The organism is Streptomyces sp. NPDC086549 (genome assembly GCF_044746205.1).
Lineage (GTDB): Bacteria > Actinomycetota > Actinomycetes > Streptomycetales > Streptomycetaceae > Streptomyces.
The window spans coordinates 372,381-390,974 of record NZ_JBIVBS010000008.1; the positions used below are offsets into that span (position 1 = coordinate 372,381).

The 18,594-nt window shown below is 72.7% G+C and carries 12 protein-coding genes; 8 read left to right on the forward strand and 4 right to left on the reverse strand.

Features of this window, described 5'->3' with window-relative positions:
* The first annotated feature begins 14 nt into the window (after positions 1–14).
* Entirely contained in the window at positions 15–713 is a 699-nt protein-coding gene (locus ACIPSA_RS26305; protein ID WP_402638509.1) for a 2-phosphosulfolactate phosphatase, read from the forward strand.
* A gap of 119 nt (positions 714–832) precedes the next feature.
* On the opposite strand, the gene ACIPSA_RS26310 is transcribed toward ACIPSA_RS26305, so the two are convergent.
* On the reverse strand, positions 833–1,837 hold the full coding sequence (locus tag ACIPSA_RS26310) for an AraC family transcriptional regulator (protein WP_402638511.1): 1,005 nt from the start codon (positions 1,835–1,837) through the stop codon (positions 833–835).
* Positions 1,838–2,104: 267 nt separating this feature from the next.
* Here ACIPSA_RS26310 and ACIPSA_RS26315 point away from each other — a divergent pair, with 267 nt between their 5' ends.
* Together ACIPSA_RS26315 and ACIPSA_RS26320 are read left to right on the forward strand one after the other, a co-directional pair.
* A complete protein-coding gene (locus tag ACIPSA_RS26315; RefSeq protein ID WP_402638513.1) occupies positions 2,105–4,618 on the forward strand; it encodes a SpoIIE family protein phosphatase in 2,514 nt (837 codons plus the stop codon).
* A gap of 218 nt (positions 4,619–4,836) precedes the next feature.
* Entirely contained in the window at positions 4,837–7,443 is a 2,607-nt protein-coding gene (locus ACIPSA_RS26320; RefSeq protein WP_402638515.1) for a SpoIIE family protein phosphatase, read from the forward strand.
* A gap of 60 nt (positions 7,444–7,503) precedes the next feature.
* Here the strand turns inward: ACIPSA_RS26320 and ACIPSA_RS26325 are convergent, their stop codons facing one another.
* The gene (locus ACIPSA_RS26325) at positions 7,504–8,991 is read right to left on the reverse strand and encodes an FG-GAP repeat protein (protein ID WP_402638517.1); all 1,488 of its coding nucleotides are present in this window, start codon (positions 8,989–8,991) and stop codon (positions 7,504–7,506) included.
* Between the two features lie 153 nt (positions 8,992–9,144).
* Positions 9,145–10,980, reverse strand: coding sequence for a glycoside hydrolase family 15 protein (locus tag ACIPSA_RS26330; protein ID WP_402638518.1), 1,836 nt, complete (start codon positions 10,978–10,980; stop codon positions 9,145–9,147).
* A gap of 167 nt (positions 10,981–11,147) precedes the next feature.
* On the opposite strand from ACIPSA_RS26330, the gene ACIPSA_RS26335 reads away from it, so the two are divergent.
* Positions 11,148–11,354, forward strand: coding sequence for a hypothetical protein (locus tag ACIPSA_RS26335; RefSeq protein ID WP_402638521.1), 207 nt, complete (start codon positions 11,148–11,150; stop codon positions 11,352–11,354).
* 646 nt (positions 11,355–12,000) lie between these two features.
* On the opposite strand, the gene ACIPSA_RS26340 is transcribed toward ACIPSA_RS26335, so the two are convergent.
* Positions 12,001–13,131, reverse strand: coding sequence for a sulfite oxidase (locus ACIPSA_RS26340; protein WP_402638523.1), 1,131 nt, complete (start codon positions 13,129–13,131; stop codon positions 12,001–12,003).
* A gap of 147 nt (positions 13,132–13,278) precedes the next feature.
* On the opposite strand from ACIPSA_RS26340, the gene sthA reads away from it, so the two are divergent.
* From sthA to ACIPSA_RS26360, 4 genes are all read left to right on the forward strand, one after another.
* Positions 13,279–14,688, forward strand: a complete 1,410-nt coding sequence (gene sthA / locus ACIPSA_RS26345; RefSeq protein ID WP_402638525.1) for a Si-specific NAD(P)(+) transhydrogenase — start codon at positions 13,279–13,281, stop codon at positions 14,686–14,688.
* A 290-nt stretch (positions 14,689–14,978) separates the two neighbouring features.
* Positions 14,979–16,451, forward strand: coding sequence for an APC family permease (locus ACIPSA_RS26350; protein ID WP_402638527.1), 1,473 nt, complete (start codon positions 14,979–14,981; stop codon positions 16,449–16,451).
* Between the two features lie 11 nt (positions 16,452–16,462).
* Entirely contained in the window at positions 16,463–17,422 is a 960-nt protein-coding gene (locus ACIPSA_RS26355; RefSeq protein ID WP_402638530.1) for a hypothetical protein, read from the forward strand.
* A gap of 232 nt (positions 17,423–17,654) precedes the next feature.
* Positions 17,655–18,350: a phosphatase PAP2 family protein gene (locus ACIPSA_RS26360; RefSeq protein WP_402638533.1), complete on the forward strand. Its 696-nt coding sequence runs from the start codon at positions 17,655–17,657 to the stop codon at positions 18,348–18,350.
* Positions 18,351–18,594 lie beyond the last annotated feature (244 nt).

Here is an 18,594-nt window from a genome sequence, read left to right on the forward strand (position 1 = left end):
CTCACCATGGGGTGATGCGATCAACGTTCACCGGTGTCCCAGGTCTCTCCGCGACGCCCGACGTCGCCGTGGTCGTCGATGTGATGCGGGCGTTCACCGTGGCCGCCTGGGTCTTCCGGCGCGGCGCGGAGAAGATAGTTTTCGCCGGCACGGTCGATGAGGCCCTGGAGTTGAAGGCCCGTCATCCGGGCTGGCTGGCCTTTCAGGACGGTGCGCCGCTGCCGGGGTTCGACCTGGCCAACTCGCCCGCCCGGCTGCGGGCGCTCGACGTCGCGGGCCGCACGGTGGTGCAGAAGACCACCGCCGGGACGGTGGCAGCCCTGGCGGTGGCCGACGCCCGGCTCCTTCTGTGCGCGAGTTTCGTGGTGGCGGAGGCGACGGCGGAACAGCTGCGGCGCGCGCGGCCGGACGCGGTCACCTTCGTCGTCACAGGGGACGGGGGACGGGCGGAGGAGGACCTGGCCTGTGCGCAGTACATCGCCGCACGAGCCGTCTCCGGCCCCACCGACCCGGCGCCGTTCGTCGGCCGGGCCAGGCGCTCGGACGCCGCCGCACGCCTCGCCGACGGGGTGCGGCGCGGCTGGGGCGGTGTCCATCCCGAGGACGTGGACCTGTGCCTCGAAGTGGACACGTTCCCCTTCGCCATGGCGGCCGCGCGCGAGGACGGCCGCCTGGTCCTGCGCCCGGTGGAGAACGGGTCGTACACCGGTTGATTGCCGATAGCCACGTCTTGTCGGCCGGCAACCCGTCTTGACGGCCGGCAGACGCGTCGCGGGTCATGCCGCGGCCGACACGGCACGGTCGGGGGACGGGCCGCCGACGGCCCCCGATGTCAGCGCGGCCGCAGCGTCTGTGAGGGGAGTTCGCCGTAACGGGCGCGGTACTTCTCGGCGAACCGGCCCAGATGGCCGAAGCCCCAGCCGTAGGCCACGTCGCTCACGGTCGTGGCGTCGGGGTCGGCGGCGGCGAGTTCGGCGTGGACCCGGTCCATGCGCACGTCCCGCAGATAGGTCATGGGCGAGGTCCCGACCTCACGGCGGAACACCTCCTGCAGCCAGCGCGCGCTCACACCGGCGAGGTCCGCGAGTTCCGTGGTGGTGTAGGGGTGTTCCGGGCGGGCCTGGATGGCGTCCACGACGCGTTTGACCGAGCGGGCGAAGCCGTGCGGGACCGGCCGGTCCAGTACCTCCCGGTAGGGGTGGTCGGTGGCCAGCAGCAGGCCGGTGAGCAGGGAGTCCCGCATCCGGGCGGCCAGCAGCGGCTGCCGCAGCAGTCCGCGCTCGTCGACGCTCTCGTCGACCACGAGCCGCAGCAGCCGTGCCCAGGTGCGGCCCGGCCCGGTGGTGACGTCCATGGTGGGCGCCAGGCGCAGCGAGGGGCGGACGGCATCACCGGTAAGAGCCTCCAGGTGCCGCAGAAGTGCCCGGCGCTCGATCTTCACGGCGAGCAGGCGGCAGTGGCGGTCCCACCTCTCCAGCGTCGGCTTCCCCTCGGGCTGGAAGACGCCCGCCCGTGCGGGGGTGGCCAGCGCCGTGTCCTGTGTGCCCTGCCGCCAGGCCAGGTGGCCCGTCAGCGGGAGGTCGACGTGATAGGCGCCGAGGTCGTCGAAGCGCATCCGGATGTCGGCGCCGCAGCGCAGTTCCCCGAGGGTCAGCGGACCGAGGCGGGCCATCTCGAAGTCCACGTCGAGGCCCTGGCCCGGGTCCAGCAGGTCCATGTGGTTGGCGTAGTACATGGCACCGATCGCGGCACGGGCCTCGTCGAGGTCCGCGGTCCGCAGGGAGAGGCGCACCCTCTCCGGGTCCGTGTGCTCCGGGGAGTCATCGGTTTCCGCCACGGGACGCGGCCTCCTCTCGACGACTGGGTCCACCGGGGTCCACGCGTCCGTCAGCCTAGGTGCCGGATCCCGAACGGCCCACAGCACGGTCATGACCGTGACGACCTCCGCACAAGACCGCACAAGACCTCCGCACAAGGCCCCCGCCTGCCGACCAATGCCGACGGGACGCGTCGCATCCGGTCCGCCCAGGTGCGTTCCACGGGCGACGTGACGCATTCTTGCTGTGTCGCCCCACCCGGGCGGCGCACGGACGAGGCAGGACCGATGGCTGGCAGCGGGGAGCACGCAGGCCGGAGGCGCGGAAGGCTGGCCGCGCTGCTGGTCGACGCCTCGACCCGGGCGCTCACCGCGGCGGACGGCCGCGTCGGGGGCGTGTACCTGCGCTCCGGCACCCCCGGGATGCTGCGCCTCGCGGTGCTCGCGGGGCTGCCGGGCCCGCTGTTCCGGCCCTGGTGGCGGCTGCACGTGAACCGTCCGTTCCCCGTCGCCGACGCCTACCGGCTGGGCGTTCCGGTGGTCCTTCCGAACGCGACGGAGACGGTGCGCCGCTATCCCCAGTTCGCGGCCGGTCTGCCGTTCCAGTTCGGGTCGGTCTACCTGCCCGTGCCGGGCGCGCAGACCCCTTTCGGCGTGCTCACGGTCCTGCGCCCGTCGACCCCGGAGTCCGTGGACGAGGTGCCCGGCTGGGACCTCCTCGTCCAGTTGGCCGAGGATCTCGGCGCCGGGATGCGCGGCCTCGCCGAGGGGGACGAGGGGTCGGTCGTGTGGGACGACGAGCCGCTGTGCGTGCGGCCGCCCGCGGCCCGCCCGGCCGGCGGGCGCGTCGGACGGTTCACCTGGGATCCGGCCAGTTCGGCGGTGACCGCGGACGACCGGCTGCACGATCTGCTGGGGGTACGGCCGTGCGACTTCGCCGGTACGGCGCAGGCCTTCGCGGACGCCGTCGCGCCCGCCGACGCCGACCAGCTGCTGAGCGCGCTGAGCGACACGGCCGCCGGGAAACCTCCGTCCGCGCCCCTCCACGTGCGGGCCGGGGACGGCACCCCGCGCCTGCTGGAACTGTGGCCCGCGCCGATGGCGACCGACGCGTCCCTGGTGAGCGGCATCGTCCTCGACCCGGGTCCGGCGCCGTCCGCCGACGGGGCGGCCGACCTGCTCCCGCACGGCGTGTTCTGCCTGGACCGGATGGGCCTGATCGTGTACGCCAACCCGGCCGCGCAACGGCTGCTGGGCCCGGGGCACACGGAACTCGTCGGCCGCCCCGTGTGGGAGGCGCTGCCCTGGCTGATCCAGCCCCCGTACGAGGACCACTTCCGCAGCGCCCTGCTGTCCCCGGATCCCGTGCACTTCCACGCCCGGTGCCCGGCCGACGGCGACGAGGCCGACTGGGTCGCCGTGTCCGTCCATCCCGGCCCGGACATCCTCACCTGCACGGTCGTACCCGCGAACCGCATGGACACCTCGGTCGGTCTGGCGCCCGACGACCCCGTGACGGCCGCGGTGCCCGAAGCGGGCCACACCGCGCCCGTCGGCCCCTCGATGGCCCCGCTGTACCGGCCCATCGCCCTGGCCATCGCGCTGACCGACGCCGTCACCGCCCGCCAGGTGTCGGCGGTCGTCACCCAGGAGCTGCTCCCCGCCTTCGACGGCCGCCGCCTGGCCATCTACCTGCTCCAGGAGCGGCATTTCTACCTGGCCTGGGAGACCGGCTTCCCGCAAGGGTTCCTCGCGCCCTTCGACGGCGTCGGCCTCGACGCCCGTCTGCCCGGTGTGGAGACGCTCACCCACGGCCGCCCGCTGTTCTTCGAATCCATGCAGCAGCTGGCCGCCGCCTACCCGGGCATTCCCATCGACGCCACCGAGGGCGCCCGCGCCTTCCTGCCGCTGATCGCCTCGGGACGGCCGGTCGGCTCCTGCATCCTCGGCTTCGACCGGCCCCGCACCTTCAGCACGGAGGAACGTACGCTCCTCACCGCTCTCGCCGGGCTGATCGCGCACGCGATGGAGAAGGCGCAGCGCTACGACACCGAGGCCGCCCTCGCCCGCGGCCTCCAGCAGGCCCTCCTGCCCCGGCGGCTGTCCGCACATCCGCTGGTGGAGACCGCCGGACGCTATCTGCCCGGCACACAGGGCATGGACGTGGGCGGGGACTGGTACGACGTCGTCGAGGCCGGCGACGGTCTGGCCCTGGTCATCGGCGACGTCCAGGGACACGGCGTCCAGGCGGCGGCCACCATGGGCCAGCTGCGCAGCGCCGTCAGGGCCTTCGCCCTCGGTGACCATCCGCCCGGCGAGGTCATGAGCGGCACCAACCGGCTGCTCATCGACCTCGATCCCGGTCAGTTCGCCAGCTGCTGCTACATCCGGCTCGACCCCGCCACCGGGCTGGCCCGCGTCGCCCGCGCCGGGCACCCGCCGCCGCTGCTGCGGGCCCCGGACGGCCGCACCCACATCCTGCACATTCCCGGCGGTGTCGTCCTCGGTGTGGACCCGCAGGCGCAGTATCCGGTGGCGCAACTGCGCCTGGAGCCCGAGGCGATCCTCGCCCTGTACACGGACGGACTCGTCGAGAAGCCGGGCACCGACATCGACGAGGGCATCGCCGTGCTGCGCGTGGCCCTGGAGAAGGCCGGACCGGCCGCCGGGCGGTGGCACGGCCGCTCTCTGTCGGGTGTCGCCGACCGGCTCACCGCCACGGCCCGGCACACCCCCGACCGGCCCGACGACGTGGCACTGCTGCTCGCCACCCGGCACGCGACACCCCAGGAGCGCCGCTGACCCGCCCCGGCGTCGATCGGATCACCGCCGGGCGCCTCGTGTGACGCCTCTCGCCTCCTGGGGCCGGGCAGTGTAGACATGGGCACATGGTCCGACTGCCCGGCCGGTCCGAGACTCGGCCGCCCCGTCGTCCCGGGGATCCGCATGCACCGCTCGACCTGCGGCAGCAGGAGGAGACCGGGCCGCGCCGCACCGGGGCCGGGAGGCTGCGGTCGGCGATGAGCAGACGCAGCGTCGCCGGACAGGTGTTCATGCTGCAAGCGGTGATCGTGCTGCTGCTGGTCGTGTCGGCCGTGGTGGCGCAGGTCCTGCAGGTGCGGCACGACAGCAATCTGGAAGCCCGCAACCGCTCCCTCGCCGTCGCCCAGACCTTCGCCAACGCACCGGGCACGGCGGCGGCACTGCGCAGCCCGGATCCCACGGCGATCCTCCAGCCGAAGGCGGAGGCCGCCCGCAAGGCCACCGGGGTGGACTTCATCGTCGTGATGAACACCGACGGCATCCGCTACACCCACCCCAAGACGGACCGTATCGGCAAGAAGTTCGTCGGGACCATCGCGCCCGCGGTGCGCGGGGGGACCGTCGTCGAGGAGGTCAACGGGACCATCGGGCCGCTGGTGCAGGTCGTGGTCCCCGTCAAGGCGGCCGACGGCACGGTCGTCGGCCTGGTCTCGTCCGGCATCACGACCGCGCACGTGGGCGGGGCCGCCGACCAGCAACTGCCGCTCCTGCTGGCCGCCGCCGTGGCGGCGATGGCCCTCGCCACGGCGGGAACGGCGCTGGTGAGCAGACGGCTGCTACGGCAGACGCACGGCCTGGGCCCGTACGAGATGACCCGCATGTACGAGCACCACGACGCGGTGCTGCACGCCGTCCGGGAAGGCGTGCTCATCATCGGCGGCGACGGCCGTCTGGTGCTCGCCAACGACGAGGCGCACCGTCTGCTGGGACTGCCCGAGGACGCCGAGCGGCGTCATGTACGGGAGCTGGGCCTGGACGCCGACACCGCCGAACTGCTGTCCTCGGGGCGTGCGGCCACCGACGAGGTGCACCTCGTCAAGGACCGGCTGCTGGCCGTCAACCAGCGGCCCACGGACCTGCGCGGCGGCCCGCCCGGCAGCGTCGCCACGCTCCGCGACTCCACGGAGCTGCGCGCTCTGTCGGGCCGCGCGGAGGTGGCGCGGGAACGCCTCGACATGCTGTACGACGCCGGTGTCGGCATCGGCACCAGCCTGGACGTGACCCGTACCGCCGAGGAGCTGGCGGAGCTGACCGTGCCCCGGTTCGCAGACTTCGCGACCGTGGACCTGTTCGACCCGGTGCTGCACGGGGAGGAACCGCGGCCCGGGAGCGCGATGCACCGCACGGCCGTCGTCGGCATCCGCAAGGACGCCCCGCTCTACCCGGTGGGCGAGCGCATCCGGTTCGTGGACTCCTCGCCGCAGGCCCGCAGCGTGGCGACCGGCAGGTCCGTGGTCGAGCCACGGCTGCGCGAGGCGCCGGGCTGGCTCGCGCAGGACCTCGAACGTACCGAGCAGGTGGTGGAGTACGGCATCCACTCGCTGATCACCGTGCCGCTGCGCGCGGGCAGCCTGGTCCTGGGCGTGGCCAACTTCTGGCGCTCGGAGAAGCCCGAGCCGTTCGACACCGAGGAGCTGGCCCTCGCCGAGGAGCTGGCCGCCCGCGCCGCGGTGTCGATCGACAACGCCCGCCGCTACACCCGCGAGCACAGCACGGCGGTCGCGCTGCAGCGCAGTCTGCTGCCCCGCACCCTGCCCGAGCAGAGCGCGCTGGAGATCGCCTACCGCTATCTGCCCGCCCAGGCCGGGGTGGGCGGTGACTGGTTCGACGTACTGCCGCTGTCCGGTACCCGGGTGGCCCTCGTGGTGGGGGACGTCGTGGGGCACGGGCTGCACGCCGCGGCCACCATGGGGCGGCTGCGCACGGCGGTGCACAACTTCTCCGCCCTCGATCTGCCGCCCGACGAACTCCTGAGTCTCCTGGACGAGTTGGTGGGCCGCATCGACCAGGACGAGACACCCACGGACGGGGCCGCTCCGGTCACCGGCGCGACCTGCCTGTACGCGATCTACGATCCGGTCTCCCGGCGCTGCACCGTCGCCCGGGCCGGGCATCCGCCACCGGTGCTGATCCGGCCCGACGGCGGCGTCGAGTTCCCCGACGTGCCCGCGGGACCTCCGCTCGGCCTGGGCGGCCTGCCGTTCGAGACGGCCGACCTGGAACTGCCGGAGGGCAGTCGTCTCGTGCTGTACACCGACGGACTCGTCGAGGACCGGGAACGGGACATCGACGAAGGGCTGGAACTGCTGCGCACCGCCCTGGAACAGGCCGGCGACTCCCCCGAGGACACCTGCCGGGCGGTACTGGAACAGCTCCCGGCGCGGCCCAGCGACGACGTCGCCGTGATCGTCGCCCGCACCCGCGCGCTCGGCGCCGACCGGGTCGCCGAATGGCAGGTGCCGTCCGATCCGGCGGCGGTCTCCGACATACGGGCCTCCGTGACACGGCAGTTGGCGGAGTGGGGGCTGGAGGAGCTCATGTTCACCACGGAGCTGATCCTCAGCGAACTGGTCACCAACGCCATCCGCTACGGCCGCTCGCCCATCGGGGTGCGGCTGCTGCGCGACCGCTCGCTCATCTGCGAGGTCTCCGACTGCAGCACGACCTCGCCGCATCTGCGGTACGCCGCGAGCACGGACGAGGGCGGACGGGGGCTGTTCCTGGTCGCACAGCTCACCGAGCGCTGGGGTACCCGTTACACATCCGACGGCAAGATCATCTGGGCCGAGCAGGCGCTGCCCTAGGGCAACCGCGATGTCCGTGCCCGCCGTCCGGCGGGCACGGGCACACGGGCCACGGCCTCGTCACTCGTCGATCACGGCACCGAAGCGGGCCGCGTGGGCGTTGCCGGCCAGGGCGGTCGCGTCGTACGACCACGAGCCGTCGGCGAGGAGGCCGTTCCGGCCGGCCGGCAGCAGCCACATCGCGCCGTCGCCGGCGTTCTCGCCGGGGGCCGAGGCGAGCAGTTCGGCGCGGCCGTCGCCGTTCGTGTCCGCCAGCCGCACCTGCGCGCCCCAGGCGTCGTCGGCCTCGGCGGTGCCGGGGACGTGCGGGCTGTTCTGGTCGAAGGACTGGGCGCCGGTCGCGGTCAGGCCCGCGCGGGAGCCGCGCAGCAGCCAGACGGCGCCCGCGTCGGCGACGGTGCCGACGTCCTCGCCCGGCGCGCCGACAGCCACGTCGGCGTAGCCGTCGCCGTTCACGTCGGCCACGGACAGGTCGGCGCCCCAGGCGTCACCGGTCTCGGCCGCGCCCGGTACGCCCGGGGAGTTCTGCGACCACCACTGCGGGGCGGTCCCGGGACCGCCCTGGCCGCCGTAGTAGACGCCGATCAGACCGCCCGCCGCGCCCTCCGCCTCGTCGTCGGCGCTGCTGGGCCGGCCGACGACGAGGTCGTCGTAGCCGTCCCGGTTGATGTCGCCCGAAGCGGTGCCCAGGCCGCCGCGCAGGTCCCGTCGGTACTTCAGGCCGTCGACGCCGCCCGTGTAGAGGGCCGACCAGCTCTGGGTCGGGTCGTCGGGGCTGAAGCCTGAGACCACCAGGTCGGCGAAGCCGTTGCGGTCGTAGTCGCCGGTGGTCAGGTAGGCGGGCTGGAATGTGTGGCCCGTGGAGTGCCGGGTACCGACGAGCCGCAGGACGCCCGCGTGGTACGTGAAGACGTGCAGGCCCACCTTCTGGTCGGCCACGACGAGCTGGTCGGCGTCGGTGTCCCCGGTGAACCGGGCGGCGGCCACCCCGAGGCCGAACCGGGCGCCCGCGGCGGGCGTGGCGGCGGTGACGGATGCGGTGCGCTCCGCGCCCAGGCCGGCCTTGGAGCCGTACAGGACGGTCACCCGGCCCGCGTCCGCGACGCTGCCCTCGTCCTCGCCGGGAGCACCGACGACCGCGTCGTCGTACCCGTCCCCGTCCAGGTCGCCGGTGGCGACGGACTGCCCGAAGTCGTCCCATGCCTCGGAGGTGCCGGGCACGCCCTTGGTGGACTGGCTGATGACCGCCGTACGGCCCTTGGGCACGGTCGCGTCGGTGCCGATGCCGCGTGGGGCACCGTACTGGACGGTGACGTAGCCGGCGCCCTCCTTGCCGTCGACGGTGCCCTCCGGGACGCCGGTGAGGAGGTCGTCGTAGCCGTCGCCGTTGAAGTCGCTGTTGCGGTCGGCGGCGGAGGTGCCGCCCGGGACGCCCGCGAACGCGGACGGAGCGGCCAGGATGCCGGCGCCGGCCAGCAGCAGGAACGAGGCCGCGGTGACGGCCGCGGTGACTCCGGGGCGGCGGGCCGGACGTGCGGTTCTGCTCATCTTCGTTTCCCCCAGGGGTAGTTGAGGAGTCGTCAGGTCGGTCGGTCGTGCCGATACCTGGTTCGACCCGGGCACCCCGGAGGAAGTTGTGGCGCCGCGGAGGGCTGTGACGATTTGGTGACATCTACGGCGGCATGGGGATTTGAGGGGGTGTCAGCCGAGGGCGCGGTCCAGGTTGAACGCGGCGCTGATGAGCGACAGATGCGTGAACGCCTGTGGGAAGTTGCCCTGTTGCTCGCCGGTCCGGCCGATCTCCTCGGCGAACAGGCCGAGATGGTTGGCGTAGGTGAGCATCTTCTCGAAGGCCAGCCGAGCCTCGTCCAGCCGTCCGGCGCGCGCCAGCGTCTCGACGTACCAGAAGGAGCAGATCGAGAACGTGCCCTCGTCGCCGCGGAGTCCGTCGGGGCTGGCCTGCGGGTCGTAGCGGTAGACGAGGGAGTCGGAGACCAGGTCGTCGGTGAGGGCGTCCAGGGTGGACAGCCACTTGGGGTCGGTGGGCGCGATGAACTTCGCCAGCGGCATCATCAGCACGGACGCGTCGAGGACCTCGCCGTCCTCGTGCTGGACGAAGGCGTGGCGCACCGGCGACCAGCCGCGGTCCATGATCCGGCGGTAGATGGCGTCACGGGATGTCCGCCAGCGACGGTGGTCGGCCGGCAGGCCGCGCCGGTTGGCGAGGCGGATGGCCCGCTCGATCGCCACCCAGCACATCAGGCGCGAGTACAGGAAGTTCTTGCGGCCGCCGCGGGTCTCCCACACGCCCTCGTCGGGCTGGTCCCAGTGGTCGCAGACCCACTCGACCAGCTGGCAGACGTCGTCCCACTGGTCGCTGGAGATGGGCTCGGCCCACTTGTCGTAGAGGTAGATCGAGTCGATCAGGGCGCCGTAGATGTCGAGCTGGAGCTGGTCGGCGGCAGCGTTGCCGACCCGGACCGGGGCGGATCCCTGGTGCCCCTCGAGGTGGCCGAGCTCCCGTTCGGGCAGGTCGGTGCGGCCGTCGATGCCGTACATGATCTGCAAGGGGCCGGAGGCCGAGCCGTCGCCCGGGCTGATGTGGGTGGTCAGGAAGTTCATGAACGCCTTGGCCTCGCCGCTGAAGCCCAGTCGCAGCAGCGCGTAGACGCAGAACGCGGCGTCCCGCATCCACACATAGCGGTAGTCCCAGTTACGCTCCCCGCCGAGCTGTTCGGGGAGGCTGGTGGTCGGTGCGGCCACGATGGCACCGGTCGGCGCGTAGGTGAGGAGTTTCAGGGTGAGGGCGGAACGGTGCACCATCTCCCGCCAGCGGCCGCGATAGCGGGACTGGTGGAGCCAGCGCCGCCAGTAGCAGACCGTGGCCTCGAACTCGCTCTCGGCCTCGGTGCGGGCGCAGCCGCGGGGTGCTACGGCGTCGCCGACCCGGTCGAGGGCGAACACCGCGGCCTCGCCCTCGGAGAGCTTGAAGTCGGCGCGCGCGTCCAGGCCGTCGCTTTCCAGGGCCACGGTGGAGGTGAGGGAGAGGGCCAGCTCCGGGGACGCGAAAATGGCCGTGTCGCCGAGCATGCTCAGCGTGTGCGGGGCGGCGCCGTAGTCGAAGCGCGGGGCCACCCGGACACGGAAGGGGACGGTGCCGCGCACGCACAGGACACGGCGGATCAGGCGGTGCCGGTCGGCTTCCGCGCACTGCTCGGTGACGGGCATGAAGTCCTGCACCTCGCCGACGCCGTCCTCGACGAAGAACCGGGTGATCAGCACGTTGGTGTCGGGGAAGTAGAACTGCTTGGTCCGGGCCGGTACGGTGGCGGCGAGCTCGAAGCACCCGCCGCGCTCGGCGTCCAGGATCGACGCGAAGACGCTCGGGGAGTCGAAGGACGGGCAGCAGTACCAGTCGATCGTGCCGTTGCTGCCCACCAGGGCCACGGTGCGCAGGTCGCCGATCAGTCCGTGTTCGGCGATCGGCAGGTAGCGCGGGCTCCCGGGTGCGTCCTGGTACGGCGGCGTCTCGGTCATCGCGGCAGCCTCCCGGATACGGGTGTGCGGGCTGCTTCCAGCTTAGGAGCGAAGGGGGCCGTCGGCCCTTCCGGATGCAGGGCGGGCTCCGGCGGTGAATGGTGAGAGTGGGCCCGGAATCGCGGCACCGGCGGCGGTGCGGCGGCCGGACCGGAGGAGGAGGCATCATGTCGACGTCAGAACCCGAAGCGTCCCGGTCGGCCGACGACCGCACGACCCCGGACGCCCTGCTCCACACCAGCCCGGTCACCGGCGTGGCGCCGGAGGACCTGGTGCTCGCCACGGGCCGGGACATCACTCCGGCCACTCTCGAATGGGCGCGGCGCAAGCTGGAGGCCGAGGGCCCGGCCGCCATCGAGAAGCTGTTGCCCTGAGGGCCGTCCGGGGCTGTCTCACGCACGGGGGAACAGACCGGTCCGGCGCGGCCGACCGGGGACGCACGGCGCCCGGCCCACGACTCCCCCGAGCCGCGGACCGGGCGCTTGTCGCCGCCGGGGCGCGAACGAGTGCGGCGCCTCCCGACGCCCGGGAAGCCACGCGGAGCCCGCCGGACGCGTCGACCCGGGACACAGGCTGCCGCGCACGCGAACGGCTGCGGCGCCTCCCGACGCCCAGGAAGCCACGCGGAACCCGCCAGACGCGTCGACCCGGGACACAGGCTGCCACGCACGCGAACGAGTGCGGCGCCTCCCGACGCCCAGGAAGCCACGCGGAACCCGCCAGACCTGCCGGCCCAGGACACAAGCCGACGCGCACGCGAACGAACGGCTGCGGCGCCTCCCGACGCCCAGGAAGCCACGCGGGGCCCGCCGGACGCGCCGGCCCAGGACACAAGCCGCCACGCCCCCGAACGGCTGCAGCGCCCCCCGACACCCGGGAAGCCACGCGGGGCCCGCCGGGCGCGTCGGCCCGGGGCGCAGGCCGGCGCGCACTCCGCGCGGGGCCGGTCGGCTCCGGCCGGATCCGGTGAGTGCCGGTGGTGTCCGGCAAGTGGTCGTCGCGGGAGGCGCAGGTCGGGGGTCAGCCGGTGTCGTGCGAGGACACGCACACCACCGGAACGCGTTGGATCGCGTTGTTGGCGAAGCCTCCGCGGTTCCAGTTCTGGTCAGGTGGCTGGGTGTGGCCCTCGGCGTCGGTGGCGCGGGCGGCGAGGACGTGGTCCCCCGGGGTGGCCGTCCAGGTCCGGTGCCACCGGCGCCAGGCCCACCGGTGTCCGTCCGCCGGGTCCAGGTCGGCCGGGTGCCAGCTCGCGCCCCCGTCGGTGGTGACCTCGACCGCCGTCACCGGGGCCCGCCCGGACCAGGCCCGCCCCTCCAGCGGCACCGGCCCCGGCCGTACCACCCGGGTCCGGGACATGAAGTCCGGGAAGCCGGGCGGCACCAGCAGGGCGCGTGGCGCGATACGAGTGACCGGCTCCCCCTCGTCGCCGGGGTGCTGCCGGAGCCGGTAGGCCACGGCCTGCTGGAATCCGGTGAACGGCTGCGCACTCACCGTGATGTCCCGTAGCCACTTCACGTGCGCCATGCCGTACCACCCGGGCACCACCAGCCGGAGCGGGTGGCCGTGCTGCGGGGGCAGCGGGGCGCCGTTCATGGCGTACGCCACCAGCACCTCGGGGTCGTCGCCGGTGGCCACGGCGACCGGCAGGGCGCGCTGGTAGTCCTGCTCGACCCCGCGCTCCACTCCGTGGTCGGCCCCCGTGCAGACCACGTCGACCGCCCCGGGGCCGACGCCCGCCTCGGCGAGCAGCAGTCGCAGGGGCACACCGGTCCAGTCGGCCGTGCCGACGGCCTCCACCAGCCAGGGCTGGCTCACCGGGCGGGGCGCCAGCAGTGCGCGGCCGTTGCCCGCACACTCCAGCGTCACGCGCGTGGTGACCCGGGGAAGCGCCCGCAGGCCGGCCAGGTCGAAGTGCAGGGCGCGGCGGACCAGGCCGCCCACCGTCAGGCGCCAGGCGGTGTCGTCGGGGACGTACGGGATGTCGTAGTGGACGAGGACGTAGTGCAGGCCGGGCGGGGTGACGTCGTGCCGCAGGGCCTCCAGCGGGAGTCCGTGGTTACGGGCGGCGAGCGCGAGTTCGTCCGGGCCGATGCCCTCGTCGGGACCGGCCAGCCGGGCGGGTGCGCTCACGTCACCGAGTCGACGGCCCATACCCGTATTGTCCCCCGGGCGGGCGGGTGCGGCGAGGAGGGGTGCCGGGGTCCGGCAACTCCCGCGAGACGGGTGGAAGTTCCGTGCGGCGCGATGGTTTCCCGTTCACCCTTTCGAAGAGAGCCCACGGCCTGCCACACTCGCGAGGTGCCCGACTTCGACTTCGACATGCTCGTCATCGGATCCGGCCCCGGCGGGCAGAAGGCGGCCATCGCCGCCGCCAAGCTCGGCCGCCGGGTCGCCGTCGTCGACCGCCCCGACATGGTCGGCGGCGTGTCCATCCACACCGGCACCATCCCCTCCAAGACACTGCGCGAGGCGGTGCTGTACCTCACCGGTCTCACCCAGCGCGATCTGTACGGGCAGAGCTACCGCCTGAAGGAGGAGATCACCGTCTCGGACCTGACCTCGCGCACCCAGCACGTGGTCGGCCGGGAGGTCGACGTCATCCGCAGCCAACTGTCCCGCAACCATGTCTCCCTCCAGGCCGGCACGGGCCGCTTCGTCGACCCGCACACCGTCGCCCTGCGCGAAGTGACCGGACGCGAACGGCTGTTGAGCGCGGAGCACATCGTCATCGCCACCGGCACCCGGCCCGCCCGGCCCGACACCGTCGAGTTCGACGGCCGGACGATCATGGACTCGGACAACGTGCTCACCCTGGAAGGGGTGCCGCGGTCCATGGTGATCGTCGGCGCCGGGGTGATCGGCATGGAGTACGCCTCCATGTTCGCCGCGCTGGGCAGCAAGGTGACGGTCGTCGAGAAGCGTCCGGGGATGCTGGACATGTGCGACGTCGAGGTCGTCGAGTCGCTCAAGTACCACCTGCGGGACCTCGCGGTCACCTTCCGCTTCGGGGAGACCGTCGCCGCCGTCGAGCGCCATCCGCGCGGCACCCTGACCGTCCTGGAGAGCGGCAAGAAGATCCCGGCCGACGCGGTGATGTACTCCGCGGGCCGCCAGGGCCTCACCGACGAACTCGACCTGGGCAAGGCCGGCCTGTCCGCGGACCCGCGCGGCCGGATCCGGGTGGACGAGCACTACCGCACCGAGGTGCCGCACATCTACGCCGTCGGCGACGTCATCGGCTTCCCCGCGCTCGCCGCGACCTCGATGGAGCAGGGCCGGGCGGCCGCGTACCACGCCTGCGGGGAGCCCGTCGGACGCATGCACAACCTGCAGCCGATCGGCATCTACACCATCCCGGAGATCAGCTTCGTCGGCCGGACCGAGGACCAACTCACCGAGGAAAGCGTGCCGTTCGAGGTCGGCATCGCCCGCTACCGGGAACTGGCCCGGGGGCAGATCATCGGCGACTCGCACGGCATGCTGAAGCTGCTGGTGTCCCCGCAGGACCGCACGCTGCTCGGTGTGCACTGCTTCGGCACGGGCGCGACCGAACTCATCCACATCGGGCAGTCGGTGATGGGCTGCGGCGGTACGGTCGACTACCTGGTCGATGCCGTGTTCAACTACCCGACGCTGGCGGAGTCGTACAAGGTCGCCGCCCTGGATGCCACCAACAAGCTGCGGCAGATCGACCGGCTGGAGGACTGACCGGCGCGCGAAGAGGCTTCGACGGGGAGGGAGTTGGGCGCCCGGCGCGAGGGGTGAGATTACCGGCTGGTCAATCTTGAAAGGTAAATGCGTACCGCTATCATCACACCCACACGCGGTGTGACCGACTGTCGACGCAGGGCTGATCGGATCCGCCCATTTCCTTTCCTGGCCGGCCCCTGACCCGAGGCCATCCCTCTACGGGTTCGAGGCGGGTCGCGCACCCCCCACTCCGTACGCCGTCGGGCCAGGCCGCCCGCGCGCGTGCACAGACCGAAAGCAGCACAACCATGAGCAACAACAGGGGCAGAGGGCTACAGGCCAACGCCCTCGGCATGTTCGACACCGTGGTCATGGCCGTCGCGGGCAGCGCACCGGCGTACTCGCTGGCCGCGACCACGGCGGTGCTGGTCGGCTCGGTGGGACTGGCCAGTCCGGCGGCTCTGCTGTACTGCGCGATACCCATGCTGGGCATCGCGCTGGCCTTCAGCTACCTCGGCCGGATCGACGTGAACGCGGGCGCCAGTTACTCATGGGTCGGACGCACCCTGCACCCGTTCCTGGGCTTCGTCAGCGGCTGGGCGCTCGTGGTGTCCGCGACCATCTTCATGGTGGCCGGTTCGCTGCCCGCCGGTTCGATGACGCTCGCGCTGTTCGACTCGGACCTCGCCGACAACACGGCCCTGTCCACGGTGGTCGGCGCCGCGTGGTTCGTCGTGATGCTCGCCGTGGTCCTCGGCGGCGCCCGGCTCACCGTCCGCGCGCAGCTGCTGATGTCCGGCGTGGAACTGGCCGTCCTGGGGCTGTTCGCGGTGCTGGCGCTCTTCCACACCGGCGACGCCCGTGCCTTCGACTGGTCCTGGCTGGGCTTCTCCCACTTCGACGGGATGGCCGGGTTCGCCTCGGGCGCGCTGATCGCCGCGTTCTACTACTGGGGCTGGGACGTCACGAGCAACCTCAGCGAGGAGACCCGCAACAGCCGTCGTACGACAGGCCTCGCGGGCCTGATCGGCGTGGGTGTCGTCTTTCTGCTCTTCGAGGTGTTCACGATCGCGGTGAACGTCATCCTGTCCTCGAAGCAGATCGAGGAGAACGACGCCAACGTGCTGGCCGTGCTCGGCGAGGAGGTCTGGCCCGGCTGGGGCGGCAAGCTGCTGATCGTGGCCGTGATGCTGTCCACCATCGCGACTCTGGAGACCACGCTCATCCAGGTCACGCGCTCGCTCTTCGCGATGGGCCGCGACCGTACGATGCCGTCCGCGCTGGGCCGGGTGCACCGCACCTGGAACACGCCCTGGGTCGCGATCGTCGTCGTCGGCGGGGTGGCGCTGGTGATGTTCATCGCCTCCAACGCGCTGGGCACGGTGGGCGACATCCTCTCCGACGCCATCTCCGCGATCGGTCTGCAGATCGCCGTCTACTACGGGCTGGCGGGCCTCGCGGTGGTCGTCGCCTACCGCAAGATGCTGTTCAAGTCCGCGGGCAACTTCATCCTCGGCGGACTGTGGCCGCTGTTCGGCGCCCTGTTCATGTTCTGGATCTTCGTCGAGTCCCTGGGTGAGCTGAGCGCCGCCGCGATCGCGATCGGCATCGGCGGACTGGCCGTCGGACTGGTCCCCATGTTCTGGTACTGGAAGCAGGGCAGCGACTACTACCGGCCCGCCAAGCTCGACGCCAGCCGGACGGTCGAGGCCGACTACGTCCCCGAGGACCACACGGCAGCGCGGGCCGGTGCTCACGAGGGTCTCCCCACCGACTTCTGAGGGAGGGCCCGATGGCGCGAGACCGCTTCACGCCCGACTTCGATCCCGACTGCGGGGACGCTCCCCTCACCGCCGCCCGCCACGACATCGTGATCGGCCGCTGGCAGGGCCTGCGGGAACTGCTGCGGGCGACCAGCACCGACTGGCTCTCCCGGGGCCACCGGATACGGCAGCTCGCCCAGGCGTGCGCCGGCAGTTCGACGGTGGAGTCCTGGCTGGCCGCCGAACCCCGCAGCGCCGACGCGCTGGTGCTGCGTGCGGCGACCGAGACGGCACGGGCATTCACACTGGCCATCGCCGCGGGCCGGGGGGTCCCTATCGACCGGGACCGTATCGACACCGCGGTGCTGGCCTGTCTCCAGGCCACCGAGGCATGGCCGGAGGACCCCACGCCCTGGATCTCCCTGATCTCGGTCGCACGCCTGTACCCGACGGGGGTGCGCCGGCAGGAGCTGGCGCGCTGGTGGGACGAGTTGCACCGGCGCGACCCCTACAGCGTGGAGGGCCACCTCCAGGTGCTGCACTACTACTCCTCCCGCTGGCACGGCACCCACGGCCTGATGTACGACTTCGCCCGTGACGCGGCCGGTGTCGCCCCGCCCGGCTGCGCGCTGCCGGTCCTGGTGCAGTACGCCCGGGTCGAGGAGTACCGGTACGCCCTCGACGGCGCGCAGGGACAGCACGCCGCGGTGGGCATGGGACAGCACTGGGACCACGACGGCGCCGTCAGCGACGTACGCCGCACCTGGCAGCGCTGGATCACGGGCCGCGGAGAGGCGCCCGTCGCCCCGGGTGAGCTGCGCGACCTCAACCACCTCACCCATGCGGCCTGTCTGGCCGGCGCGGCCGACATCGCCGTGGCACTGCTGCGCCTGCAGGGCCGCCGGGCGACGCGCACTCCCTGGTCGTACACCGGGGATCCGGAGAAGCAGCTGCTGAAGTGGCACAGGGACCTCGGCGTGCGGGAGTGAAGCCGGTACGACCGCCTTGGCCGCTCCTCCGCCACTGACGGTGACGGTCCTGGTCGGAGTGACGATTACGTCGGCCACCTCGCCGTGACGATGACTCGCTTTGTCCGACGGCGTACCCGGTGTCGTCCGGGAACGATCCGCACACGCCGGTCGTCTACAGTTCGGTAGACCGTCTACAAATTTGTAGTCGAACCCGTAGTCGAATCTGCACTCGTGCGAGACGAAAGGCGCCATGAACCGCAAGCACGTCGCGGAACTCGCGGGCAGCGTCGGGCTCGGTGCCTGGGCGGCGTTCGGGGTGCTGGCCATGGTCGTGGTCGGCGGCCACGGCGCTCCGCTCTTCCCGGACGACAGCCTGCTGTCCTGGTCCCTCGGCCACCGGCCGGACATCGCGGTGGCCGTGGCCCGCGGCCTGACCGCCACCGGGACCGGGGTGGTCCCGTACGCACTGGTCGTACTGGCCGGCCTGCTCGCGGGGCGCACGGCACGGCAGCGGCTGGTCGCGGTGCTGCTGGGCTGCTGCTGTCTCGGGGCCGGCCAGGCCGTGCGCTACGGCGTGGTGGAGCTGATCGCCAGGGCCCGCCCGCCGCAGAGCGACTGGCAGACCCACGCCTCCGGCTGGTCGTTCCCGTCCGGGCATACCACCACGGCAGCCCTCACGGCCGGCCTGGTGATCCTCGCGATATGCGTGCGCGCCCCGCGGGGCCGGGCACCGCTGTGCCTTGCCGTGGGCTGCTGGGGCGCGCTGGTCGGGCTGACCCGTGTCTTTCTCGGCGTGCACTGGTTCACCGATGTACTGGGCGGCTGGCTGTTCGCCGTCGGCTGGCTCGGGGTCTGCCTGTGCGCGGCGGCCTGGTGGCTGCCCGCCCCGCTGCTCGAGGACACGACCGGCAGCACGGACTCGGCCGATGCGCCGGTGGGTTCTTGAGTGCGCCGTGGGCGCACGGGGAGCCCCCGCTCGCCGCGTAGAAGCTGTGGAGTGTGACACCGCGGCATGCCACCGCGCTGTACGGAATGGCCCGAGGGGGGCCAGTCCGGGCCGACGGGCGTACCCCCGCCGTCCGCCTGCCCGGCGCGAACCCAGAGCCCGGATCGGGGCAGCCCGACGGCCCCGGTAACCTGGGCGCGCCGCACCCAAACGATCTTCGATGGCGAGAGTTCGGGTTGCGCGG